General features: G+C 44.4%; 22 protein-coding genes and 1 pseudogene. 5 read left to right on the top strand and 18 right to left on the bottom strand.

The window, feature by feature from the left end; genetic code table 11:
* Window positions 1-25 precede the first annotated feature (25 nt).
* The 3 genes from ACOJUR_RS15905 to ACOJUR_RS15895 form a co-directional block, all read right to left on the bottom strand.
* Entirely contained in the window at window positions 26-1,282 is a 1,257-nt protein-coding gene (locus ACOJUR_RS15905) for an MFS transporter (RefSeq protein WP_420950666.1), read from the bottom strand.
* Window positions 1,279-3,204, bottom strand: coding sequence for a WD40 repeat domain-containing protein (locus ACOJUR_RS15900; RefSeq protein ID WP_420950665.1), 1,926 nt, complete (start codon window positions 3,202-3,204; stop codon window positions 1,279-1,281). The genes ACOJUR_RS15905 and ACOJUR_RS15900 overlap by 4 nt, the downstream gene beginning before the upstream one ends.
* Before the next feature lie 139 nt (window positions 3,205-3,343).
* On the bottom strand, window positions 3,344-4,132 hold the full coding sequence (locus tag ACOJUR_RS15895) for a flavin reductase family protein (protein WP_420950664.1): 789 nt from the start codon (window positions 4,130-4,132) through the stop codon (window positions 3,344-3,346).
* 160 nt (window positions 4,133-4,292) lie between these two features.
* Between ACOJUR_RS15895 and ACOJUR_RS15890 the strand changes: the two genes are divergently transcribed.
* Both ACOJUR_RS15890 and ACOJUR_RS15885 read left to right on the top strand, forming a co-directional pair.
* On the top strand, window positions 4,293-4,625 hold the full coding sequence (locus tag ACOJUR_RS15890) for a hypothetical protein (protein WP_420950663.1): 333 nt from the start codon (window positions 4,293-4,295) through the stop codon (window positions 4,623-4,625).
* A 108-nt stretch (window positions 4,626-4,733) separates the two neighbouring features.
* Window positions 4,734-6,068: a helix-turn-helix domain-containing protein gene (locus ACOJUR_RS15885; protein ID WP_420950662.1), complete on the top strand. Its 1,335-nt coding sequence runs from the start codon at window positions 4,734-4,736 to the stop codon at window positions 6,066-6,068.
* Window positions 6,069-6,272: 204 nt separating this feature from the next.
* On the opposite strand, the pseudogene ACOJUR_RS15880 reads toward ACOJUR_RS15885, so the two are convergent.
* The 7 genes and pseudogenes from ACOJUR_RS15880 to ACOJUR_RS15850 form a co-directional block, all read right to left on the bottom strand.
* A pseudogene (locus tag ACOJUR_RS15880) lies at window positions 6,273-7,367 on the bottom strand (IS3 family transposase).
* Window positions 7,368-7,421: 54 nt separating this feature from the next.
* Window positions 7,422-7,595 (bottom strand): hypothetical protein, encoded by a 174-nt coding sequence (locus ACOJUR_RS15875; RefSeq protein WP_420950661.1) that lies wholly within the window; start codon window positions 7,593-7,595, stop codon window positions 7,422-7,424.
* Window positions 7,588-8,964 carry a ParB/RepB/Spo0J family partition protein gene (locus ACOJUR_RS15870; RefSeq protein WP_420950660.1) on the bottom strand — a complete coding sequence of 459 codons (1,377 nt, stop codon included), beginning with the start codon at window positions 8,962-8,964 and terminating at the stop codon, window positions 7,588-7,590. Before ACOJUR_RS15870 ends, ACOJUR_RS15875 begins: the two co-directional genes overlap by 8 nt.
* 130 nt (window positions 8,965-9,094) lie before the next feature.
* On the bottom strand, window positions 9,095-9,316 hold the full coding sequence (locus ACOJUR_RS15865) for a hypothetical protein (protein WP_420950659.1): 222 nt from the start codon (window positions 9,314-9,316) through the stop codon (window positions 9,095-9,097).
* A gap of 83 nt (window positions 9,317-9,399) precedes the next feature.
* Window positions 9,400-9,609, bottom strand: a complete 210-nt coding sequence (locus tag ACOJUR_RS15860) for a hypothetical protein (protein ID WP_420950658.1) — start codon at window positions 9,607-9,609, stop codon at window positions 9,400-9,402.
* A 14-nt stretch (window positions 9,610-9,623) separates the two neighbouring features.
* On the bottom strand, window positions 9,624-10,556 hold the full coding sequence (locus ACOJUR_RS15855; RefSeq protein WP_420950657.1) for a tyrosine-type recombinase/integrase: 933 nt from the start codon (window positions 10,554-10,556) through the stop codon (window positions 9,624-9,626).
* Between the two features lie 303 nt (window positions 10,557-10,859).
* A complete protein-coding gene (locus tag ACOJUR_RS15850; RefSeq protein ID WP_420950656.1) occupies window positions 10,860-11,021 on the bottom strand; it encodes a hypothetical protein in 162 nt (53 codons plus the stop codon).
* 824 nt (window positions 11,022-11,845) lie between these two features.
* On the opposite strand from ACOJUR_RS15850, the gene ACOJUR_RS15845 reads away from it, so the two are divergent.
* Together ACOJUR_RS15845 and ACOJUR_RS15840 are read left to right on the top strand one after the other, a co-directional pair.
* Window positions 11,846-12,952, top strand: coding sequence for a ParM/StbA family protein (locus ACOJUR_RS15845; protein WP_420950655.1), 1,107 nt, complete (start codon window positions 11,846-11,848; stop codon window positions 12,950-12,952).
* A gap of 6 nt (window positions 12,953-12,958) precedes the next feature.
* Window positions 12,959-13,363, top strand: a complete 405-nt coding sequence (locus ACOJUR_RS15840) for a hypothetical protein (protein WP_420950654.1) — start codon at window positions 12,959-12,961, stop codon at window positions 13,361-13,363.
* Window positions 13,364-13,432: 69 nt separating this feature from the next.
* On the opposite strand, the gene ACOJUR_RS15835 is transcribed toward ACOJUR_RS15840, so the two are convergent.
* On the bottom strand, window positions 13,433-13,819 hold the full coding sequence (locus ACOJUR_RS15835; protein ID WP_420950653.1) for a type II toxin-antitoxin system RelE family toxin: 387 nt from the start codon (window positions 13,817-13,819) through the stop codon (window positions 13,433-13,435).
* Between the two features lies 1 nt (window position 13,820).
* Window positions 13,821-14,216: a hypothetical protein gene (locus tag ACOJUR_RS15830; protein ID WP_420950652.1), complete on the bottom strand. Its 396-nt coding sequence runs from the start codon at window positions 14,214-14,216 to the stop codon at window positions 13,821-13,823.
* Window positions 14,217-14,455: 239 nt separating this feature from the next.
* On the opposite strand from ACOJUR_RS15830, the gene ACOJUR_RS15825 reads away from it, so the two are divergent.
* Window positions 14,456-15,046 carry a DUF3967 domain-containing protein gene (locus tag ACOJUR_RS15825; protein ID WP_420950651.1) on the top strand — a complete coding sequence of 197 codons (591 nt, stop codon included), beginning with the start codon at window positions 14,456-14,458 and terminating at the stop codon, window positions 15,044-15,046.
* On the opposite strand, the gene ACOJUR_RS15820 is transcribed toward ACOJUR_RS15825, so the two are convergent.
* The 6 genes from ACOJUR_RS15820 to ACOJUR_RS15795 form a co-directional block, all read right to left on the bottom strand.
* A complete protein-coding gene (locus tag ACOJUR_RS15820; protein ID WP_420950650.1) occupies window positions 15,043-15,543 on the bottom strand; it encodes a hypothetical protein in 501 nt (166 codons plus the stop codon). The two genes, ACOJUR_RS15825 and ACOJUR_RS15820, sit on opposite strands and share 4 nt — an antisense overlap.
* A gap of 110 nt (window positions 15,544-15,653) precedes the next feature.
* A complete protein-coding gene (locus ACOJUR_RS15815) occupies window positions 15,654-21,743 on the bottom strand; it encodes a hypothetical protein (protein ID WP_420950649.1) in 6,090 nt (2,029 codons plus the stop codon).
* A gap of 251 nt (window positions 21,744-21,994) precedes the next feature.
* The gene (locus ACOJUR_RS15810) at window positions 21,995-22,150 is read right to left on the bottom strand and encodes a hypothetical protein (RefSeq protein WP_203115667.1); all 156 of its coding nucleotides are present in this window, start codon (window positions 22,148-22,150) and stop codon (window positions 21,995-21,997) included.
* A gap of 114 nt (window positions 22,151-22,264) precedes the next feature.
* Complete coding sequence (locus tag ACOJUR_RS15805; RefSeq protein ID WP_420950648.1) at window positions 22,265-23,683, bottom strand: hypothetical protein; 1,419 nt, start codon at window positions 23,681-23,683, stop codon at window positions 22,265-22,267.
* A gap of 126 nt (window positions 23,684-23,809) precedes the next feature.
* Entirely contained in the window at window positions 23,810-24,109 is a 300-nt protein-coding gene (locus ACOJUR_RS15800; RefSeq protein ID WP_420950647.1) for a hypothetical protein, read from the bottom strand.
* Window positions 24,099-24,371 carry a hypothetical protein gene (locus tag ACOJUR_RS15795; protein WP_203115664.1) on the bottom strand — a complete coding sequence of 91 codons (273 nt, stop codon included), beginning with the start codon at window positions 24,369-24,371 and terminating at the stop codon, window positions 24,099-24,101. Before ACOJUR_RS15795 ends, ACOJUR_RS15800 begins: the two co-directional genes overlap by 11 nt.
* Window positions 24,372-24,375 lie beyond the last annotated feature (4 nt).

Raw genomic sequence — 24,375 nt, 5'->3', positions numbered from 1 at the left:
TATAGAACAAGGATAAAGAAGAACATTATAGGCTGATATCAAGTGATTCCTCCGTATTAACAGAAGTATCAGCCCATACACTCCATTTCCAAACGACCCAGAATGCAGACAAGCATGCTACACCAGCCAATATTAAAAAAGTACCCTGGATCCCTACACCTCTCTTAATAAGAGGTGTTACAAGTGGTGATACAAAAGCAGGAATCCCACCCAGTAAAAGGTATATACCACTGATTCGCCCATATGCAGATTCCGGTGAGTATGCCACTAATAGCATTCCGTCCATTGCTCCAAATGCGCCAGTAAAAAAAGCGTTCAGTATGACTGTGAACAGAACCAATGGCAAAAACGGAATAGGTAGCATTAGTAATACGACAAGTAACCCTATTACACTTATTGCAAGAAACAATCTAAGTCTAAATTTTTTCTGTTCACTTGCCCAAAGCGAGCCAATGAAACTTGCGATGTTTGCAATCGCATAAATTGTACTCACATTTCGAGCAGACAATTTCCAGTTGTGACGAAGATAGTAAATGACTAGCGCATCGACCACTGTTGAAAATGTGAGTGGCACCAAAACAATTAAGTAGTTTACAAGTTGCGGCTTGTTTCGGATAATTTGCCATCCCTCTTTAAGGTCCTGGAAGAATTGAAAGTGAAATTCGCCATTCTTCTGCACCCTAGGCGGATGTACTCCGATCCACCACACAATCATTGGAGCAATATAGGAAATTAAATTGGCCCACAACAACCCCAAGTACCCAATAGTAGGAAGCCCAACTGTGACTAGTAAGGGTCCTAAAATCGTAGATGCAACATACAGCGTAAATTGGCTCCCTCTTGCTTTAACCGCATTCCCCCCAAACATCCCAGGCAATCCACTCATCCATCCTCGCCGATATGCGTTACCCCCAATTTCTACGAAAAGCATTAGCGGTAAAAACGATAATAACATGCTTCCTTCGTGTACCTTTCCTAGCTCATTTATGGTCACCAAATTTATGCCAAGAGCAGCTAGCAATTGTAATGTCAATCCAGGAATAACAAGAACCCGTGATCCAAAGCGATCAGCTAGTGTACCGAAAATGGGGGCTAAAAGCATACTTAACGGCTGCATTGCGACGAAAAAGGAAATCGCAACTAACGATTTAGTAACATCATAGATAAATAACGGAAGTGCAACATTATAAATAGAACTACCCACATTATCTATAAAATTACCGCTCGCAAAGAAGAGAAATTGTTTATCCCGCCAAGGTGACCATTGTACCTGTTTAGTCATACGGTTCTGAGTATTCCTTCCAAAGAAACGGATAGATTCAGTTCAGTTTGCAACCCCATTCGCGGAATGTATGAATAATGCAGGTTTTCAAGAGCCCCTGATGGTCTATCCATACGTTTTCGATCCAACTCAAACATCCCTAGATACCCTCCTCTGCCTCCGACAAGGATAACTGGACAACCATTAGATTTGCGCAATACGTTGAGTCCCTTCGGAATATCGGGTAAATCCTCGATAAGACCAACAAGTTCTCCAGATATATAATCATAGGCCAGCAGTTGGCATCCATAAGTAACACCACAAACCGTATTATCTACAAGAACTGCGTTTTCACACGTATTTTCCATAAACTCCTCCCACTCACGAATAAGCCCGGATCCATCTGCACTAATCTCACGAACGCCTCCACCACCAACTACAAATAGAGAATTCGAATCCTTTAGGTAGTATAAACGTTTTGGGTACCCACCCAATTCCACTGTCCACTTGGGTGAAGTTTGGCCTGGTTCAAAAGAACAAACAGTACAGTTGCGATTCGCAAGAATTCGTTCACCATTAGGCAAATACGTACTTGCCCAAATAGGTAAATCATCAACAGAAAGCTGTTCAATGGTATCCCCTGTGTTCGCCTTTAAAACGAAGCCACCTATGTCGGCTGCCACCAATACTTCCATTAAGTTCGGAGAAACAGAAATGGTATTCAACAGCGGTGGTAAATCTCGAATCCATAAAATTTTATCATCATTACCTGACCGAAAAATTTTTTGATCTCGAGTTACACCAAGGTAGCCATCAGGAAGAGGAACAACACGACGCGTAAAACCGAGCCCGGTCACATAATGCTTTTTGGTTTGAACATTGGGTTCTCCACGGGGAGTAGTGTCGACCTCCATAGTAATCACTCCATCGTCTGTTGCACAAACTAAATGGTTTGGATTGGAAGGAGACCTCTGAATATCCCAAACCGCTTGGCGACGAAACGGAGCCTTAATACATTGTCCATTCTCGTCAATTTTCATGATTTCTCCATCTTGCGTTAAAACATATATTTGCCCATCCCGTCCAAGGGTACAATCGCTTAATTGGTGAGGGAACCCGGTAATAGTCCTTTCAATTTGGAGGTCGCGTTGAGTATTATCAAAAAATGTAAGAACCCCATCAAATCCACCTGAAATTGCTTTTTCAAAATTAGGTGTAAATACAAGAAATTCAATATCATCACGTGCGAACCGAAACTCTTGCTCTATTATTCCATCTAACGAAACCGTAACAATACCATTGTTTAAGTTTAACGGCATTCTGTTACCACCATCGCGGGTGACCCAAAAACGATTGTGTCTTTTATCGTATAAAACTCGATGTAATGAAAATTGATCAAGTGTTAGAGGGTTTCCAAACTCCATTGTATCCAGATTTCCGATGTATAAGTGTCCACGCCTATCGGTAATAGCGTGAATATCGGGATGATCTGTACATATCCATTCTATTGGTATGTCGCCAGTCGGAGAAGTTATAATTCTCTCAACGGCGAATGACTGTAGATTGAGAACCACAAGTTGCATATAACCATTATTCACATAAACCTTATCGCGCCATACGGTGATGCCGTGACTAAGTTTTGGGGAGGGTTCTTCATTTAACATTAACATCTCCGTATCGCAGACTGTATTCGCATTATAGATATTAAGTAGATCCAGATTATCTAACGACCATCTGAGTATATTTCCAGTTCTGTCTCTACCGACAATCCATTTGTCGGCTACATGAATAGCGTAAACGGGTTGCCCATTAGAAATTACGGGAGAAGACCGAATCATCCTCAAGTTCTCATCTAGTAAATGTATTCTACCGACAATATCAGATACCAAAATGCCACAGTCTTGGATATAAAGAACACGTACAACACGATTTGTAAGTTCCATATTAATCCCCCTGTAATTAGATATAGGGTAATCCGGAGTTGAATCCAACCTCCGGATTACCTTGCGTCCAAAATTTACTTGCCAGAGACAGCTGCACGACGAATAGGCTTTTTCATTTCTTCACCCCCCTTCAAAGGAATTAATGTCTTGGAATTCGAAAAGTAGCTGGACGACTTATGTCGTCACCTAAGGAACAAAAAATCTCCAAAATAGGGGTATTTACACTTTTAGGCATACTCGTATAAAAATAACCATCTGAATTTACTGAAAGTTCTATCGCATCTTGATTTCCATCCACATATACAATAGTTACCTTTATAGTTGGGACACCAATGGATTGATAGGCGACTCGTCCAGCTATTCTTAACATTGTTTCATTATCTTCAGTTTCAATTATATCGGCTGAAAAGGTAGTTGGACCGTGATCGATACGCTGTCCTATGGAATACATCGCGCCATGCTTTATAAGTGGAGAATTAATCATGGCCTCATCAAAATCACATCTTAATACCTCCCCAATGAATAAACGATATTCTGGGAGACTTATGACGTTTGAGAGGCGACACTCACAAGCCAATAAACCTCCGCGTATAAGATATGGATTGATATACTTCGCCGGATACAGGTCATACAAATTTGAATTGAGCTTCGTAATATCATTCCAACTGTAACTACCAGAAAAATTAGCTAGTGATGCTTGCTTTTCACTACAGAAAGTTATCCCAAATTCTTTTGTCTCTGCAATCCAGTCACCCGTTATATTCTCTTCATATATACAAACAAGAATATGAGGAGGCATTTTCGAAACCATATACGACCATTCAGCAGCCATCACGTTATGAGATTCACCCTTAGAGGTAGTAATGAGCCCAACGGTGGTTGTCATTGCTCCTGCCATTTTATTTACTTGATCCCTAGTCCACTCCACTAATCACCATCTCCAAAAAATACAAATTAAGTATTATCATAGAAAATATTTAATAAGTAATCTATGTTCAGGCTATTCTAGCGTAAAATTCTCCATCCTAAATTTGATGGTTTATTTTGTTTAGTTGGTATTTTCGATGAATTTAGAATGCACTTTGGGGTTGAACTTGTCAATATCGTATTCTAAATTAATCAAAATTAATTCTTTCGTAAGTGTGCTTTTTTATTTTGCTTTCATCAAAAAGATTAAAAATGGCCTCCCTCAATGTCTAAAAAAAGACATTAAGAAACGGCCATCCCCATCAGCCTTCCGCCATCATGATGTATACGTGGATGAAGAGCTTAACGGTGGATCAATTGTTGATGGACTTGTTGACGTGTTTGAAGTAACGCTCCAAAAGAACAACCCAAACATGCAACAGGCAATTACACTCAACCACTTAGTTTTCATAAATACACCTCCAAATAAAATATTTTACAGTATGATGTTATGACATTTCTATAAAAACAGTCAATTATTAAATATTGATTTAGTGAACTGTACTCTGGTTTACATCTAGTTAATATAATATAATAGAGTAAAAGATTGAGGATGGTGTATATTGAAATTCTCTTCTCATAAATTAAATATGCTTCTCACATCAAAATACAATGAAATTGATACTTCGAAATCATTAAGGGCAATAGCATCCGATATAGGAATTTCAGCGGGATATTTAGCACTGCTAAGAAACGGCTCCAAAAAAAACCCCGGACCTCGTACAGTTGCGAAACTCAGTCAATTTTTTAACATACATCCTAATGAGTTGTTTGAAAATGAAAATGTTGCATCGGCGAAAATGAATTTTTCATCGGTAAAGCCCACGCTTGATCTGTGCGATGAATTAATTTCTATGGATCGTGTTGACAAGGCAATTGACGTATTGAATTCTCTGCTGAAGAACCAAGAGGAAGAACTCCGTCTAGCTAACCTTTATGAGCACGCCAATATGTTGCTAGCTGTTGCATTGGCTCGGAGCGGAAAACTTGAAGAGGGATTACAAATTATTGATAAATATTTAGAAACATCTGTTACCATGGCGGTAAAAGCGTTAGCTTATTATGAAAGGTCGCGTATTAAATACAAATTAGGATATTTCCAAAAAGCAATTGAGGACACTCAAAATGCGATTGAGATAGTATCAGCTAACGATAATCCTGAGCTCTTTAAAAAAACAAGTTATGCACTAGGGATTTATTATGGACGAGTTTCGCGATACGCATTATCCATTATCCATTATGAACAGGCACGTAGGTTTATTGACGACCAAAACAGCGAAGAGAATGCAAACATATTATTCGGCCTTGGGCAAACATATTTATTGATGAATGAACCTAAGACAGCAGAGCACCATCTCTTAACTGCAAAAGGTATTTACGAAGCTTTCGAAAACTTTGAGTCTGTAGCAAATGCCAACCATAATTTATCTCGCTGTAAGTACCTTGAAGGGGACTATGATGGTGCAATTCGTTTAATCCACCAGGCATTAGAACTACATCAGAAAACTCAATCGATTAGAGGCATTGCGTACGATTACGTAGAATTAGCACGTTGCGCTTTTAAGAAAGGTGATTTCATCACCAGCAAAGAAATGTCCAATCGAGCAGTGAATATGTTCGAAACGATTAACGATGAAGGGCAAGCCGCCCGCGCCCGCCTGATTCACTACGAAGCCGCAATATACGCTAAAGACAAATTGAGTAATATTACTGAAACCTTAGACCATATCATCCAGTATTTTAATGCACATAACTGGCTAAGAGAATTTTGTAAAGCTCAAAGAATCTATGCAATTATTCTTGAATCTAATGGAAATCACAAAGAGGCGTTTCAATTATACAAACAGATTACTAACAAATACGAATGTTATCTTGATGAAATTATGTTTACCGATTAACACCATAAAAGTGACCAAAATCGACTGATAGGTTGATTATATTACAAATAATTTGACACTAAATTAGAGTGGTTAAATTTTGTAAATGAATTTGGCACTAAGGTACGCCATGGAGGTATTGAGAGATCCTTTTACAGATAAGGTGAACCCCCTTTGTCAAGACACTGATTTTCTAGTTTAAGTTATGAAAACATTACTGACTTTTCAGACAGCAGCAGGAGGATGTAGTGCAGTGCGCTCCTGCTGGAAATAAACTTCAGCCGGCGTCAGATAGCTCAGTGATTGGTGTGAACGGTCGTAGTTGTATTCTTGAATAAGGCTCCAATTCTCTGCCTTGCTTCCACCATAATCGCTCTGTAATGATATTATCCAGCGCTCTGTTCTTGCCATCCATGCTGATTTGAACTTCGGCTTCCTTGAGTAAACTGATGTACTGATCACTTGTAAAATGGCTTCCTTGGTCACTATTCCATATCTTTGGCTTCGCTTGTCTCAGTGCGGAGTGAACGGCCGTCAGAACGAACGGCAGCTCAAGTGTATCGCTCAGTTGCCAACTCACGATATACCGTGAGTACCAATCAATCACTGCGACTAGGTACATCCAACCGTGCTTGAGGCGGATATAGGTGATGTCGATTCCCCAGACATGATTCGAATGGTTCGGCGTTACATTGCGCAGCAAGTATGGGTAAATCTTGTGCTGCAGATTGCGCTTGCTCAGGTTTGGGCCTGGATAAATGGCCTCAATTCCCATCTCGCGCATGCAACGCTGCACCCGCTTGCGATTGACTTCCCAACCCTCACGCCGCAACATGTGAACGATTTTCCGGCTGCCATACGTCGGGTGCGCAGTGTAGATCTCATCAATCTGATGCTTCAGTTTCACCTCATCTTCCGACGGGCCAGCTGGCTTGTAATAAAGGCTGGATCGGCTCAGGTTTAGGAGATTCGCTTGGGTTCGCAGGGGAACCTGTTCATTCTCCCGCTCAACCATGGACACGCGCTCACTCCTTGTCCGGATCGATGCCACTCTTTTTTTAACCACTCCAATTGAGTGGTGAGTTGACCGACCTTTGCGTAGAGTCGTTCGATTTTCTGTTCCTGTGCCTTTTGTTCCTTCAGGGCCTTGCGTTCATCTACAAACAGGATTGCCATGTTCTCAACGGCGACTTTCTTCCAGTGGCTCAATTGGACGGGGTGAACACCGTACTCCGCAGCAATCTGTGCCATGGTTTTTTCCTCTTTGAGAATCTCTTGGACAACTTTCGATTTGAACTCGGGAGTGTATTGTTTTTTCATAGGCTTAGTGTAACCCAACTATCCTCCTACCTGGTGTCCAGTTTCTTGGGTCCACTATAGGTTGGTCTGACAACAACACTCAACCAGCCAAGGTCGTTCAGGCTCTACAAGCTTTCTCAATACCTGTTGATTCCAAACTTTCTTTCCACGTTCACCAAGCACGATAATATCGCTATAGTCCCCATATCGAATACGGTTCCCACTGTAGTGATAGATGAGCTCAGGCATGAACATCGCCATCCAGATTTCTCATCTGTTCCATTTTCTCGTATAGCCTTTTTATTTCGGACATCACCCGATCCCAAGATTCTATGACTTTCATATCCAAGTTTTTTCCTACTACCGATCGATTGGCTATTAGTCTCACTTCATGTCTTTGGATATCTGCCAATGCTTCTTTGCATGAACTTTCTAATTGTCGATTCCCATAAGCTATTCGCGTGGATTCGTCTTCCATTAAAACGATTTTTTCGGCAATTTCTTGTGTGGCGTCTTCGATTTTTTTTCGTTCTTCAGTACTATTCTTACCATGAGCTTCATCCACAGCATTGGCTGCCTCTAAATAATCCCTGCGATGTTCATCACTGATATAGTGGAGCGCTGCCGCTCCCACCGAGATTTTGTCATTTGATTTACCATACATCCACAACTCATCGTTAGAACCCTGACTATCTTGCTCTTCTTCGATCTTTAACGTTTTCTTGATGACATCTGATTGCATGGGCATAGCTACAGATGTCGTTGGTTTTTTGTCTATAGCATAGATTTCTGCCAGATTGATGGCTTCCTTTTCTCCGAGTCGATATTCCGATTTCATCCGTTGCGCTACAGGGATACTGTCATATAGTTTCTTTTGTTGTTCTTCGGGAAGTTTGGCTAATATAGTGCCAGCTTTTAACCCGATTTTTTCTTGTGAAACCATTTCTTTTAATTCGGGTATCAGTTTTAACAATTCCAGATATCTATAAAAATTTCTTTCTGTCATCCCGTAATATCCAGATATTTCTTTTAAGGTTCTTTTCCTTATTAAATTCATCAAACTGACATTAGGTCCGTTTGAACTTTCCTCAATAGAGGCGTCCGATGTGGCCATTGATAAGTGAATATTCTCTGCATCGACTTTTCTATTCCGATGACCTCCCCGACTATATCCAATCAAATCAACGATAGCTTTGAACGTCTCCGCCATTTTGATAGGATCTTTCTCATCACCCGCACGAAGATGATTATCGATCACCATCGTAAACTCCGCTGTTTCATCATCGACGTCCATGTACTGTACTGGTACCATCTGCATGTCAAGCTCTATCGCGATGCGTTGACGTGTGTGCCCGGCCAGGATGATGTTCGTCCCTGCCTGCACCTTGAGCGGCACTTCGATCCCATTCGCTGCTATGCTATCTCTCAATAGCTGATACTTCCCATCTGTTTTCTTCAATATCGTCCCCACACGTGCTCGTTCAGGATGTGGTGTGAGTTGATGCGGATTGACCCATGCAACATCTGCCAACATACCTACTCCTCCTTGCCCCCATTTTGAGGCTTTTTTGACTAGACGCAGCGTCAAGTTTTCCTCAACTTTGAGCGGCGATCTCACCTCTTTTTCCCCCTCTATGGATTGTCTCACGTCTCGTCTCCGAAAAAGCGCCAAAAAAATGCCAGAATTTTTGATAACAAAAAAAGCATGGCTCTCACCACGCTTCTGATTGTCCTGCTTAATTCAATGCTCATTTCCCTATATTTTTTCGCCTCGACCTCTCCCACAGTTCTCGACGTATCCGCGCTTGCTCCAGCTGCTCTTCTTCTCGCATCGCACTCACCACCGCTGCTACCAAACGCATCAGCATCAGCCGATTCGTATACTCGAGTTCTTCACCGTTTCTCGCCCGTTGCAAACTCCGTTTGCGCTCTTTCGCACGCTCAGCACATAAATGGCAGATCTGCTTCATTTGACCGTTTTTTTGCGAAAAATACCGCTCCGTCCACGGCATCTCTCTTCCGCACTTCTTGCACGCTCGCTTCATATTTACATCTACCATCGTTCTGACCGCTCTCTTAGCCGTTTCAATTCCGCAATCCTTCCCTTGTTTTCCATATACTCGCGCAGTCTATCATAGGGAAAATGCTCACTATCCACCGTTTCCGACATTAATTCCGACCGCAAGCGTTCTTGACGATGTTGCAAATATTCGAGTCGATGCTCCACATACCACTCCAACGATGCGTCATCCACGCCATCCACGCCATCCCCGCCTCTCACTCCCGTTTCAAGTGAACGCGTCGACCCGTCGCCCCATCCGCCACTTTAGCTTTGTATCCGGCCAAGTAAATCCGCGTCACAGCGTCCCGGCCATGGCCTAACTCCTCTGCCACCGCCAACCGCGCCCACTTCTCGTTCCCATCCAGACGGCGCAAATGATACGCATACCGTTCTTGCGCGTATGTGTGACGCAATCCGTGATACGTAAGTTTTGTCTCTCCTTCTGTAAACTCCGATCGTCGGTTGTAAATCCAATTCTCGACCCGCTTTTGTACCTGGTGCGCTTTTTCATTCGAACGCACAAAAAGGCGTTCCTGTTGCGCCAATTCTAACGCTGCCTTCAATGCCGTTCGCGCCTTCCCTGTTAAAGGAACCTCCCGAACCAGACCGCCTTTCCCTTTGATCGTCAGATACCCCTCTGCCAAAGCCTGCTGAACTTGTCCTTGCCGCAAACGGATGGTTTCGTGTATCCGCAATCCCAACACCCGCGCCAGCTTGATGATCAATACCAAGTCCTCTTTCCCTTCCAACCGCGCCCACTTCAACGCGTTCTCTACCTCGCTGTCGCTCCACGCCCTTGGCACTTCACCAAATCGACGACGCTCTAATTTCTTCCCTAGTAATGCGCCAATTTCTTCGTTAGTCACTACCTCTACACCTAGCTCGTGACAGAAGTATCGTATTCCTGACAACTCTGTCTTCACATACCCGGCTGACTTCCCTGTCTCCTGCAATCGCTTCGCATACGCCACGATATGCTTCTCTTTCACATTCGCCAGCTTCTGTAACTTGTACTCTGCTGCAACAAACCGGCAAAATCGATCCACCGCGTGATAATATCGGTATCTTGTCTGCACACTCCCCTGTTTTGCATGCCTGCGCAACTTCTCTACTTGTGCCATCAAGTTACTATATGTACCTACCGTCACTTACCTGCCTCCTTGTGCGCCCTCATTTGAACGTCTCGCCCCAGCTCACGCTAGGGTCTGCGACGCTCAAACGAGGGCTTTTGGGCATAGCTTTCCTAAGGCTGCGCAGAGCATTTCTACTCTATTACTTTTTCTAAATATATATTTTTAAATGATAGTCTTTATATTGTTTGATTTTTTTATCATCATACAAAACTGTCACCTTCTAATTGAAGGGTAAAAAAAATGGTGTTTAGCACCGATGCTGCATCACCCCGATGGGCCTCATGGAACGATGAGTGCAGCTTGCGAGCGATCCATAGATCAGCCACACACTTTGACCACTTCGGTCAAACTCGCAATTCTAGTCCATTGATTCGGTAGACCATGCCCGATGGGATCGATGTCACGTTCGCGCCTTGCGCTTCGTTGCTCCTGTTCCAAAGAGTGTCCCCGTGACCATTCTGGCAGTTCCTGTGATCCCAACCTCATCCGGCCAGTACAGATGAGACAGTTTCCCTGGTTTTTGCGGCTACTCCACGCACGACTTCTTCGCCTCCACTACTCCACCGCTAACTTCTTCGCTGCCGCTACTCCATTAGGGCTTCTTTGTTTTGGCTACTCCATCGAGGCTTCTTTACCGCCCGATGCTGCGCAACCAGGAACGTAGCACCGACCTCCCTGATGGTTGCCAGGTCAGTACTCTCGTGCTTCTTGGCCTCTGCTCTCCACCTGACTTCTTTGCCTCCACTACTCCACCCATCCTTCACTTCTTCGCTCTCGCTACTCCATGACGGCGGGCTTCTTGGCTTCGGCTACTCCGACCAGGTTTCTTGGTTTTGGCTACTCCACACTTCCTGACCTGTATGAGATGTAGGAAGGGAAAATCTCATACTTAGGCAGGATTGCTTACAATGTATCACTTGTTTTTTTTCTATTCAATCCATATTTTTTCAAAGCTATTGGAACTATCTGTGTTTTTTCGACCCTCAAAAAATTGTATACAAACGTTTACGAAGTTTGTTTACATTAGTAAACATTTTCTCTTAATCGCTATATTTCAATAAATAAAAGGGTTTTTACAAATTAATGCGTCAATCAATTTACATCATGTTTACTTTTGTATACATAGAATTTCGCCTAAAATCACGTATACATTTGTAAACAAAGTTTTTTTCAGATAAAATTCTTTTGTTATTAATGTTCTATTTTTTCTTATTTGAAAAGAGGTTTTTCTTGTTTTTAATAGAATGTATACGATTGTTTACGTTTTTTGTTTACAATCGTTTACACGGCAAAGGAGAGAAAATATGTCTTCCATAACTCGTATCGCCGCCGTTGATATCGGCAATGACTCCCTCAAGGCTGTATTCCCTGGACACAAAGTTCATATCCCCAATGTTGTGGCTAATATGTCCGAAGAACGACAAGTGGTTGCACTTGAGCAAAACCCGCTCGACGGTCTACACTGTTCCATCTTGTCTGGTGCACTCAAACAAGGTAAAGGCGTGTTTGCAGTGGGCAAACTCGCATCAGAACAGGAAAATCACGATGAAGTATCTGTTGATATGGACAAAGCTACCAATGACCAAACGATTGTGATGTTATTAACAGCTCTTGCACTGGACGCTGTGCAGTCCTCGCAAGGAGATAACAGCATGATTGAGGCGACGTACAAACTGTCTACAGGCTTACCCTTACGTGAAACCAAGCGCAAACTTCGTCCTATCTTCCGTGATAGATTGCTTCAAAACTCGCATGAAGTCACCTTTCTCGACACGCCGGTTTATCAAGGAAAACGAGTTCGAATCCAATTTGAAGAAGTTTTAGTAGGGAGCGAAGGACACGCTGCCATGGTAGACCTGGTGCTAAACGAAAATGGCAGCATCAAAAACGAAGAACTCATGAATGCCCATGTCCTTATCCATGATATTGGAGGCATGTCTACAGATTCCGCCATTATTAAACCCGGTGGCGACGTGGACAATACGCATTCAGAGGGCCTGAAGGAAGGCGTATCCCCCTATCTCGACCAAATCATTGACAAAGTACTAGACGAATATGGATACACCTTCCGTTCTCGCAAAAACGTCGTGGATGTCATCACCGACGCTCAAGAGCGCTATCAGATCTATGTAAAAGGTAACCGCACAAGCATCAAGTCGATTGTGGACGAAGTATTCTTACCCCTTGCGAGAGAAGAATACAAGCAAATCCGTAAACTTTGGACTCGAATTCCAGAAATCCGCTTTGCGTATCTGATTGGTGGCGGTGCTGTTTTACTCAAAGATTATTTAGAGACGCTGAACCGAGATTCAGAAAACTATCCTTTACGCTTTTTAGAAGCGGAACAATCCGTTTGGTCCATTGCAAACGCATACTACAAGCTGGCGCTTAGTCAGTTTACACAGGAATGATGAACCATGCCGAAACCTAAATCTCGTCGTTCGGAACGGTCAACCCCGTTAAATCACGGAGATGTGTTATCTTTCCGCATACCTAAGAACCTGTCTGAAGAAGAATTGGCTTACTTGAACAAGATCAAAAGCAACGATAGCAAAATGTTAAGCGCACTGTTCTTCGATAAGATCCAGGAAATGGTGAACCATACACCCAAAATCACGATTCCACTTCCATCTGACTTATCACTAGAACAGTATCAGGCGCTCAAAGACGAAAATGCTCAGAAAGTCTTATTCCAAATCGTTCAACAATTTGTATCGTCATCTAGCGAAGATCGCACAGTTGAACAACCTTTCAATGCTCGGACACCGCTTATCCAGAACAATTTCTTAAACAATCTAAAGTCGGGCTTATATAACGACTAACCTGTTCACCCCCTTCTAATCCATACAAAGCGTTAAGTTAACAACAAAGGAGCCACTTGGCTCCTCCTTTCATTCTTTGCCATGTTCCATCTCATCGAAAAAATTGATCAGTCGGCGCATGGCCATACGATAAACTTCTTCTTTGTCTCTTGGTCCAATGGCAATAACTTCCATAACTACTAATTCATCAGCCCGTCGAGGTCTATAAATAATCCGAAGAGACAGATCATTGCGCTTAATCTTTGCAAAACCCGCCAATTCTTTATGCAGCGGTTTGCCATTCCCATCTGGCTTCAGCAGAGGACCTTTTTTAGCCTGTAAAACCAGCATTGAAATAATGTTTGTCTTTTCGTCTTTGCCGTATGATTTGAAATCTTGTTTAGCATTTTTAGAGAACTTGACCTCCACGCCATATTCGCGCAACGTCTGATTCAATTTTTCAATCAGATCAGACATGTCAATCTTCCAACTCCATCTTATCCATACAGGAAACCACTGCTTCCCAAGTGATGTCCTCATCTTCCAGCACATCAGATAGAGACAAATCTGCAACATCGCTCTTTCGCTGTAACGTCACTTCGAGCATATGGAGATCAATTGCGTGTTCCACGATCTCCTGGTACTTCAGGAGTCTTTGAAAATACTCTAAGTCGGCAAGCACTGCTTTGGCATTCTTGTTCTTTCCATTCTGGACAACAAAAACCTCATCACTGGTTCCTTCCGCATAAGTATCTAGAATTTCACTCAATTTTTTGGTTCGGACCAAATCCGTGACACTCAACACATGATCCTGAACGAATTGAAGTACTTCGCTAGTCACAGGGCTTCTCGTACTTTTATGTTCTCGTTTCATTGTAAGAGTCGCACCCACTTTCAATACCTCTTCTCCCCAGTGTATGGTCATTGTGTTGAGTATTATACAACATTTAGAGTATTATCTATCACACTAATTATTGTATTTTTATTGTGATGTTTTCAACACACTAATAAGATGCTTTATCATTTATTTTCTTGTTCCAATTTTTAACCGATGAATCGATACAGGATTCATGAAGGTTATGATAGAAATTCAAGAACGAGGAGGTCGAACGCATGGAGAACGGTAAAATATATTGGTCCCGAGAGGTCGCTACACTGCTTGGTATAGGAGATAGCACTTTAAGAAAGTGGTGTTTAGAGTTAGAAAAGGCTGGATATGCGTTCGTAAGAGATGAGAACGATAAAAGAGCTTTCTTCGATAAAGATGTGCTAGCGCTCAGAGATATGCAGATATTAATCCGAAAAGGGATAACGCTAGAAAACGCTGCAATCTCTTTACAAACAAGGCTAAAACAAAAAGAGCAAGCGGCTATCGTTCTTTCTGGTTTAGAAGATAATAGCCGCTCTGATCAAGCGTTCACCAAAACGGATCTAATTGCGAAAAATGAATTTTTAGAATACCAACAGGCCTTTTTTGAACAACTTGAATTTCAACTATTACCTAAGATTAGAAATGAAATTAAACAAGAATTAGAATTAAAATTTGAAGAAAAAATCACTCGATTAGAGCGTTTGTTGCAAGACTCCGTAGAACGTCGTGATGCTCTGCTAATGGATACATTAAGAAAAATACAAGAAGAAACGCAGCGACAAATCGCTACGGCTCAGGAAACAAAGAAAAAGCGCTTTTGGGGATTATTTTAGTTGGTTTTTTCAAAAAACCGAATCCAATCAGAGTTCGTACTTTGATCAATGATTCCCGGCAACTCCAGCCACATATCTTTCGTTTTATGGTACGCCACAGGTGTAGCCAAGAATTGAGGATTATAGAAAGTCTTTTGTGAGGGCAGAGGATCGACAGAAAATCCTTCGGTTTTCCACGCTTTCTCTGCAATGACCTGGTCACATCCTACCCAAACTACGGCCGGTTCCGGCTTCAGTTTTGGCCAAACCGCTGCGTACTGTTGAATGGCAAAGCCTTCAAACGGTGACAGATACACGACATTCTCGGCATCCACCTTTGTGGGTAGATCTTTGACGTACATCTCTCGTTCTTTCACAGGAATAAGCTTATCGCTCACATTTTGTGGCGTTTTCTTGATGACCACATTGGAAACAGGCGTTGGCTTGCTTCCGCAGCCAGTGATCATTCCAAGACCTATAAGGGATATACTGAAACCTATGAACCATTTGGACTTCATCTTCTGTCACTCCTCTATTGGACTTTAATTCTACGCTACCACAGGCGTGAACTTCACTTTGACTCAATCCGCAGTTTTTTGATGGCCGCCTGCAAATGGCGGCCCGTTGGTTAATACGTTTCATGAAGTTGGAAATAGGAGCCCAGATTCCCACCTAGCCAAGGATGGAGAATCGTAAAACTTGCTGAAGCTGTAGCAATTTGATTGTCTGAACTTTTAGCCCAGAACTGCACGGTATACGTCCCATTCGCAAGGTACTGAAACCACTCTGTCCAATCGCCCGATGTGTTCCCTTCCAAATAGCCTGTAGCTGCGTCATACGTCAGCGGAATTTCAAATGGCATGGTAAAGTCGATGGGCATGCCCCCTGGAACATCTGACCTAAAGGTCAACCCTTGCACAGTGACGTGGGCGGAAACGATATCTGGTCGACTTGGTTTAGCTTTGAACATCAGCATCTCTCCCGCCCAAAAATCACTTTCGGGCCGAATCATGCTTGGGTTGTTGATCTGCATGTACGAGTTATAGTCATCCAGGTTTTTCTGCCAACCTGGTGTGTGATAAACCTCTGCATCCGATAGCGTCAACGGCACCTGCGACCATGTGACCTGCACTTGATTGCTCGCTGCATCCTGCTGACCGTTTTGCGTATTGATCAAGTACGCTTCAAAGGTATCGGTTTGTGGCGAATTTTCCGTCCACTGTCCCGTCCAAGACGTTGCACCATGTGCGCTCGTGCCTACCACCTGATTCGTGGTGATATCCACTACTTTGATCACATCTTGACTACCTGCACCGTTTGGTGCGGTTACAGAAAGAGTGGTTGGATCTCCTGCACTTAGTGCAGTAGGCGAAGCCGATAAATCCAAAACATACTGATACCACGTGATGCTTTGTACTGTAGATGTCGCTGCCACGTTTTGTGCCGTGGTCGTAACGCTAAAGGCTTGTTGTTGATAAATGGGTTGACTGTGATTTTCTTGCAAAACGTACTCCGTCCAGTGATACGTTCCAACAGCACCACTAAACCATCCTTGAGGTAGTTGAGTCAGATACCCCGTTGTCATCCATGCAGACGGTGTATTGGGAACCAGAATTTGTCCATTCATCGTAAGAATTTGCAAGTCTGCTCTGGCAGGATTATTAACAGCACTATAAAATCCATTGGTATTCATCGCCTCAATAATGACTTGATGTTCTCCTGCTGATAAATTGACATTGACTGAAGAAGTATTGGGAGCATTCAAATATCCAGCTGAATACCCATTTTGTAATACAGGTTGTCCATCAATATAAACTGCTTCAAAGTCGTCCGCAGTTGTTGGCACAGACACTTGCACTTCTTGACTGGATGTCAAGTGGAAAGTGGACTCAAAAAATTCTGTTCCATTCGGAACATCCTCTTGATTGCTGGACCAAAAACCATAACCCTCCCCATTCGCCACCGCTTGATAAGGAAACAACGATTGAGGAATATAACTTGGCATAGACTGAAACGACCAATATGGAAAGTATTGATTGCCTGTACCCAGTTGAATTTGTACACCACTCCACTCAGCAGTCCAGTTGATCGCGCCATTATACCCACTGTTATAAACCCACCCAAATGCAAGGCTTGTTGAACCAGAAGGCGGCGTCCAATGCACACTTTGATCTCCAGGCGAATCAAATGTTGCCTGGATATTATCTATTCCAATCTGTTGACCACTACTATTGAACGCTTTGATAAAAGGATTCGAATAATATGTGCCTCCGTTGTACCCAAACATATTGGTTTCCAAAGAGGCTGAAACAGACGATATGGTTTGTCCGGAAGGAGCAAAATACATATGTTCGGCATACTCACCTGTCTGTAAATTCACCTCTTGGTTCAACGGTGTATCTTCTGAAAACCCTGGATTAGGCGTTTCTTGCGGTATATTGCTTAGAATTTGATGACTATTACTGATAAAAGTCATAGGCGCCGTAGAAACAAGAGCCGTAATCGAACTCGAACCATTGACATCAGTTGGCGCCGGATAAGAAACTGAACCCGACCAAGGATTGTACTCATAAACACCATTTCCAGCTGTCCCTACCCAAACGGTACCTTTTGGCCCAATCGTCATGGAAATAGCGTCCGCACCTTGCGACGTTACCGCACTTGCACCACTTTGATTTTCATTCCAGGCATACAACTGATAGTTGTTATACGCTCCGTTATAAATAGTTCCACCTATCCCAGTAATGGCCTCAATACCCCAATCTGCACTGGCATTTGAAACTGTTGTCCAATTCGATCCAAGCGCTGAAATATACCCAATGCCACCATAGGTGTAACTTCCTGCATATATACGATTCAAAGTCGGATCATAGTAGATTGGCCCATCTCCATGTTCATTACCAGCACTTATCCAATTAGATCCATTCCAATAGGCTACTTCTCCATTAGAGTCACTGGCGTACATCACATTATTTTCAAAATCATAGGCCAAACTGACAACTTGATTGGTTGCTTCGAAACCAATTGGCCCGCCACCAGGTAGTGTTGGGATATTCGACCACGTTGTCCCATTCCAAACACCCACGCCTTCATAGGTAGACGCCCACATATCTCCTGTAGATGTGTCGTAAGCCAAAGCCTGAATAGGAACACCCGTCCCCCAGGGACTACCAACATCTATCCATTGAGATCCATTCCAATACGCAGCTCCGTTCGAGGTGCCTGCCCATACCTGATTCGTCACTGGATCATATGCGAGTGCCAAAATTTGACCCTGACCATTCGGATCTCCTACATCTACCCAAGTCGAACCATTCCAATAGGCCACGCCATGGTTGGAGGTACCCGCCCAAACTTCTCCTTGATCGCCTACATTGATCGTTTCACCACTAGCAGGTACGTTCATATTTGGTACTGTCGGATTGCTCGGCTGAACCACTTGTGCCACATATTGATCCGTCAGTGGCGTGGTATACATCTGTGTTGTGACCAGTTCCGTTTGGCCGGGTTGACCTGTTGCGATGACCTGGCCTGTCGTTTGATTCTCTATATCGAGAACATACCCACTTGGCAAGTCCTGTGCCGTTGCTGTCAATGTGCTGGTTTGACCTGTAGGCAAATAGGCCGGATTCACCGTCAGTGTGACGCCGTACCAATCCACGGCCACCATATTTGAGGAAGCATAAGCTCCACCATCCGAAGTATCCGAACTGATGTAGGCTATGAACTGATCCGTTTGCGGTGTCGGTTCCGTGACTGTCGTCGTATAGGGTGTCGAGTTGCTATATCCCACCACCTGACCTGTGCTGGCGTTATAGAGCACCAGAAAATCACCGTTTGGAACATTCTCTCCCGTCACGGTTAAGGTCGTGGTCTGACCTGACGGCAATTGTTGAGGGTTAGCCGATAAACTCAATGAACTCCACACCACTGTTTGCGTATTGGAAGGACTGCCTACATTTTCATAGCTGTCGGATATCTGCGCCACAAACTGTTCGGTTTCTGGTACACCACTACTGTATGGAGCCGTCAATGTGGATGACGTACCACTCGCTACAACTTGTCCGGTTGAAGCATCGTAGATGGTGAGTGCATAGCCGTTTGGGATCGCTTCGCTCGATGTCGCCGTTAATGTCGTGCTCTGTCCTGTAGCCAGAAACTTCGGCTCTGCCGTAAGCGTGACATTGCCCGTCCAAGCGTTCACCCAGTCTACTTTCACCGTTGCGCTGGTTAAGGCATTTCCAGCATCATCATAGACCGTGGCCGTATAATCGACCGCGATGGTTTGCCCCTCCGGCGGACTTTCCGTCTCCCGGTAACTCTCTGTTGCATTGGTTTGGCCTTTCACGTCCCACATATCCGATCCATTACCATCGGGTACCACACTGACGGTATCATTTGCCCCCAGGTTTTCCACGGTATACGTGAGGGTACTCGGTTGCCCAGGCTGCATCGAGGTTGGACTAGCCGTTAGGGTAATCGTCGGCATCTGACTTGTCCAGGTATCCGTCGTGGTCGCTTGAGCGAGTGGTTGCCCTGACTCGCTATACACTGTGGCCGTATAGTCCACCACCGTTTTTTGCCCGTTTTCTGGATTCTCCACTTCGGTATAGTTGGCAGAAGAAGCCGTATCTCTCGTTTCACTCCACATATCTTGCCCACCTGTACCTTTGACCACCACATAGTCGCCAGAACCCAAGTTTTGCGTTTGGTAACTCACCTGAATGGGTTGACCCGTTGTGGTTTGCGCGGGTGAAGACATGCTGATACTCGGCACAGAGCTGGTCCAGGTGACTGTCACAGATGCTGTAGACTCAGCTTGACCTTCGGCGTTATAAACCGTCGCTGTATACGTCACTACTGTCGAATTCCCGTTCTCCGGAAATTCCATTTCATCATAAGCTCCAAAGGCAGAAGTGCTGCCTGTCACATGCCATTCGTCCGTTCCATTCCCCACGGCCGTGACATCTACGGTATCCCCTTGCGCCATATTGCTGACGCTGTACGAGATGTAAGATGTGTTCCCGCTGGTGGTACGAATCGGGCTCGCTCCCATCGTAATGCTTGGTAGCGCAGCCGCCCGCCAAGTGATCGTGCCGGACTCTGCGGTAGCCAATACCGCTCCCTCTGCGTTTTCTACGTAGGCAATATAGGTCACATAGATGGATTGACCGGGAGCTGGATGCTCTGTTTCAACATACGATCCACTGGCACTGGTATCGTAGCTGTTATTCCAGGTATCTGTGCCGTCTCCAGCGGATAAGATGACGACATGATAATATGGTTCCCAGTTGGTGACGGTATAAGAGATGGTCGCACTCTGTCCACCGTTCAAATATTCACTTTGCGACGGAGACAGGCTAATCGACGGCGGTGGTGGCGGTGGGGAGGTTGGTACATAACCGCTTGTCCATTGAACTTGTACCGGACTCGACTCCGCTAAAACTTGCCCCGTGTTGAAATTGATCAACTCTGCTACATAGCTCACCGTTTGTGCAGTGTTATCTGTGGCTTGAGCGGAACCGGATGTCGTATAGCTATCTGCCTCATTTTGACCACTCAAAGTGTGATCTCCCGACTCATCCATGATGGCCACATAGTCCATGTTGTTGTTCATTTCCGCATTCGACATACCCGTCACATTGTAAGTCAAGGTACTGGACTGCCCTGTCGGCAACGATGTGGGAGACGCAGACAGCGTGATCCCGATACCGCCCCCTCCTCCACCTGTCGGCGTACCACCACCACTGTTTGTAACCGTAAATGTGGTTGTGGCTGGCGCAGCCGCCAAACGGTGCACGGCGTCTTTGGTATAGAAGTACGCTGTGTAGTTGCCAGCAGGCAACGCGTTCGCTTGAAAACTTTCGGTCAGAGTCCCATAAGCTCCGCTCTCCTCTGCCATCTGTGACGCATGCTCATATCCACTGCCGACAACCCATGTGGCTTGACCCGTACTGTTGTTGACGATTTCAACAGCGTCATAGTGGTGCTGATAACTGCCATTGTTGACATTTTGCTGCGACGTTACGCTGATATAAAGGGGATCGTTGGTATAGATCGTGCCTGGTGCAGCGGAAGGATCGGACACCGTGATGCTTTCCGCCGTGGGAGGTGCGGAAGGGGTAACCGTATACTGACTGGACAAGATCTCGTTCCCCTCGGCATCATACTGCCCAGTCGGCGTGTTGTGGACGGTCATAGACCCGCCCGAAGTCATGACCACTGTGGCGAGATCGACGAGATCGTAATTTTGAAAATTCGATTTATCGTAAGCCTCCGTATTTCCACCATGCAATTGGATATAACTTTGGACATAGTTGATGTTTCCATCCAATCTGGAAACCCAAGAGTTAATGTCATAAGTATTTGAACCTAACCCACCAATCATGGGATAACCGTCGTTAGTAGTCGTGCCTTCAATATTGATATCCGGAATCTGCCAGTTTCCTTGGCCATCTCCAGGAACATCCGCATGCGCAATGAAGGCATGTACAGTTGTTCCAAATAAACCTGATTCGGTACCAGGGTTTTCGATCTTCATAGTTGCCCCACCATCAATTTGCGTCTGGTTTTGCTGATTCAGCACCAGATTCCCGTATTGAAAGCTGGATGGGTAAAAGGTGTAGGCCAACGCTTTTTCCGTCATAAAGGCAGTCAAGGCCACAACCGCCAGACCCGTTGCGCCGAGCGTGATCCACCATTTTTTGCGTTTCTCCACAGCATACGCTCCTTTGAACTTGTTTCTTTGAGCGTAGCATACGGAAGGTCTTATTAATCATCATTATTTCGTCATTTTTTGTGTTCTCCAGGAAGAATGTGCAACAAACAGTCAAATCAAAAATCATTGACCCATTCCCATTTTTTCTTTTGTAGAGAAGAACTGTTGCACGAATATCTTATAAGTCGTATGCTAAAGATAATAAAAGCGGAAGGGCGAGGCTGGCTAGAACCAGCCCTTCCGCCGGAGTGCTAGGAACGGGGATTAGGTTGGACGCCATCCCCGTTTTCGCCTGTCTCCTTTTCCTGCATCTTCTTGACCGTCTGCCATTCAATCCACGCTTTGCACGTGTTTAGGATGGCAACTATCAAGTTGCAGAAAGATTCAACAACACGAAACATGTCCATAGGCACCCCTCACCCCCTTTCTCGCGGGAGTGAAGGCGGAAGTTACGCACCTTCCATCTGCCATTCTACCAAAAAAGCCCTACACTCGTAGGGCGGTTCTTATACTATGTTTAGTTAAATAGACAACCCACTAGGCAAATCAGAGGCTGACTGCATTCCTAATGTATCTAATACATAAAGAGGCATCAAGGTAGTCTTGCTAGCTGGTATTCCCGTTGTATCTCCAAATGCATTTTCGTCTAACGAATTCAGTCCTATCGAAAATCCTACGCCTGGTTGGAAATGTACACTAAATGTTTTTCCACCGTAATCACCAGCACCATTTGGTCCTCCTTGATATCCGTAGGCCCAGTTTCCGTAATTAACATCCCATGCCACATTTGTCGGACTTCCTTCGGTGTTGGGTAACGTCAACAACCAATCGTTCCCCGACTTTTGCAGCGTCACCTCGTCGTAAAACTTCGCATCTTCCGTCAATACAGCCTCATAGTCCGCTAAGGTATAAGGCGACTGCGCATTCACTTCGTCCGCATACGCCACATAATAGCAAGTTAACGGCATATGCAATTCATAGGCTCCATCAGGCAACACTTTATATCCATTCAACCACCACTGAAGGTTAGACAATACCGTTTGCGCTTGGCTTGGTGTTAAGGTTTGGTTGGCACTCGTAACCCCTGTATTGTCGTAGAGACCATTGATCTCTCCCCAATCGAACGGATTCGTCGAAGCCGTATACTGTATACTGAACCAATGAAAAGATGGGGCAGTTTCCCCATAACCTTGAGCCTCATACCCAATCGCGTGAGATGCCCAATCAGACAGGTAATTGGCTACATCTCCTGCTGTGACGGGCGCAGTAGCACTTGGCGTCACTCCAGCTTCGCTCATCGTTGGATGCGTATACACATCCCACGTTTTGGCGTCAAACATCGCCCACATCTGGTCCGCCATCGATTGCTGTGTCACCACGTTGCTATTGACCGTTGGACTACTTCCTGTACCTGACGGTGTTGTCATATTCCACATCGTACCGTTCCATGTAGCTGTGATCCCTACACGTTTCATCACCTGCATGATGTAGTAGATGGGGACATACGTCGTCTCTACGCCGCTGTATGGATCGGGTGCAACCAGACGTGGTGCATACTCCACAATCGTCCCATTCAATGCTATCGCCAACCGCCCACTGTTGAGACTTTGATTCGCTGGTGGATTGGAGACATCAGGTGCAAGACGATACGTATTCGGAACCGTCAACGACCAAATATAGCTGTCTCCGTTCCAACTCGCTTGAAATCCCAACTTTTGCATGGCCTCATCCAGATAATAAACGGGCAACCAACTGGTACTGTCTCCAGCCCACGGGTCATTGGCGATCAGGTGTACCGCATTCATCACTGAACTGTTGTTCAATGCGATTTCTGTGTTAGCGCGCGCATATGTGTCCGCCATGGCACTGGGTGTTGCCCATAAAGATAGAGTGGATAGTGTCGCGAGTGCTGCCGTTATGCCTACGATGCTTTTTTTCACATGGGTCAGTCCCTTCGATGTTCTTGCCCAAATTGTACCAAGTTAGGGAAGCCTTCAACGGCTTTGCAAACACATTTTTGAAAAGCAAGCCGCCCCAGTCTAACCAAGGCGGCTATTTGTGTTGAACTATCTCGTATAAGCCGAATCGTGATTCGGATGGAGAGACAAAAAAATCATCCATTCCTCTCGTCGATATACGATAGCGCGATGCTCTTTTGTCACTCGAATGGTAAAGATATCTCGACCACCAGGGCCTTTTTTAGACAGGATTTTTTCCCATCTCAATCCCTGATCAGAGTATATTTGTTGCCGAGTCATTTGGCGGATTTTTTTTAAAGTCCGAAGCACATCAAGTTGTTGTTGTTTCTCAAGTGAAAGCCAGTGTTCCTGGAAAACTTCATTATTCAAATCCAGTCTAACACTCATCGTCGTTTTGTACCTGCTTTCCCAACTCTTCTAAATCAGTCTCTTTAGGCTCATGATGTTCAGCCCATTCAATAGCTCTTTTTAAATCTTCAGATACATCCGGTTCGAATAACCATTCTTCACTCTTTGGTATAAACGTACCTTCTTTTAACTGTAAAATCCCATCACCCATATCGATGACACTGAATGTTTTACCCGCATATTTTTTCCCAATGGAAATTTGCCCATTTGAATTAACCAAACGCAAACTTTCTTGCTGCATGTCA

Origin of the sequence: Alicyclobacillus tolerans (assembly GCF_048984885.1) — a bacterium.
Taxonomy (GTDB): Bacteria; Bacillota; Bacilli; order Alicyclobacillales; family Alicyclobacillaceae; genus Alicyclobacillus_I; species Alicyclobacillus_I tolerans.
Note: the sequence above shows the minus strand (reverse complement) of the source record. Positions and strands in the feature narration are given on the sequence as shown.

Excerpts from the sequence above, each read along its gene's own strand:
- ACOJUR_RS15810 (WP_203115667.1), bottom strand. The coding sequence starts at position 22,150 with ATGGACATGTTTCGTGTTGTTGAATCTTTCTGCAACTTGATAGTTGCC.
- ACOJUR_RS15825 (WP_420950651.1), top strand. The coding sequence starts at position 14,456 with ATGGAGAACGGTAAAATATATTGGTCCCGAGAGGTCGCTACACTGCTT.
- ACOJUR_RS15845 (WP_420950655.1), top strand. The coding sequence starts at position 11,846 with ATGTCTTCCATAACTCGTATCGCCGCCGTTGATATCGGCAATGACTCC.
- ACOJUR_RS15835 (WP_420950653.1), bottom strand. The coding sequence starts at position 13,819 with ATGTCTGATCTGATTGAAAAATTGAATCAGACGTTGCGCGAATATGGC.
- ACOJUR_RS15840 (WP_420950654.1), top strand. The coding sequence starts at position 12,959 with ATGCCGAAACCTAAATCTCGTCGTTCGGAACGGTCAACCCCGTTAAAT.
- ACOJUR_RS15875 (WP_420950661.1), bottom strand. The coding sequence starts at position 7,595 with ATGCCTGAGCTCATCTATCACTACAGTGGGAACCGTATTCGATATGGG.
- ACOJUR_RS15820 (WP_420950650.1), bottom strand. The coding sequence starts at position 15,543 with ATGAAGTCCAAATGGTTCATAGGTTTCAGTATATCCCTTATAGGTCTT.
- ACOJUR_RS15905 (WP_420950666.1), bottom strand. The coding sequence starts at position 1,282 with ATGACTAAACAGGTACAATGGTCACCTTGGCGGGATAAACAATTTCTC.
- ACOJUR_RS15795 (WP_203115664.1), bottom strand. The coding sequence starts at position 24,371 with ATGCAGCAAGAAAGTTTGCGTTTGGTTAATTCAAATGGGCAAATTTCC.
- ACOJUR_RS15865 (WP_420950659.1), bottom strand. The coding sequence starts at position 9,316 with ATGAAGCAGATCTGCCATTTATGTGCTGAGCGTGCGAAAGAGCGCAAA.
- ACOJUR_RS15900 (WP_420950665.1), bottom strand. The coding sequence starts at position 3,204 with ATGGAACTTACAAATCGTGTTGTACGTGTTCTTTATATCCAAGACTGT.
- ACOJUR_RS15800 (WP_420950647.1), bottom strand. The coding sequence starts at position 24,109 with ATGAGTGTTAGACTGGATTTGAATAATGAAGTTTTCCAGGAACACTGG.
- ACOJUR_RS15830 (WP_420950652.1), bottom strand. The coding sequence starts at position 14,216 with ATGAAACGAGAACATAAAAGTACGAGAAGCCCTGTGACTAGCGAAGTA.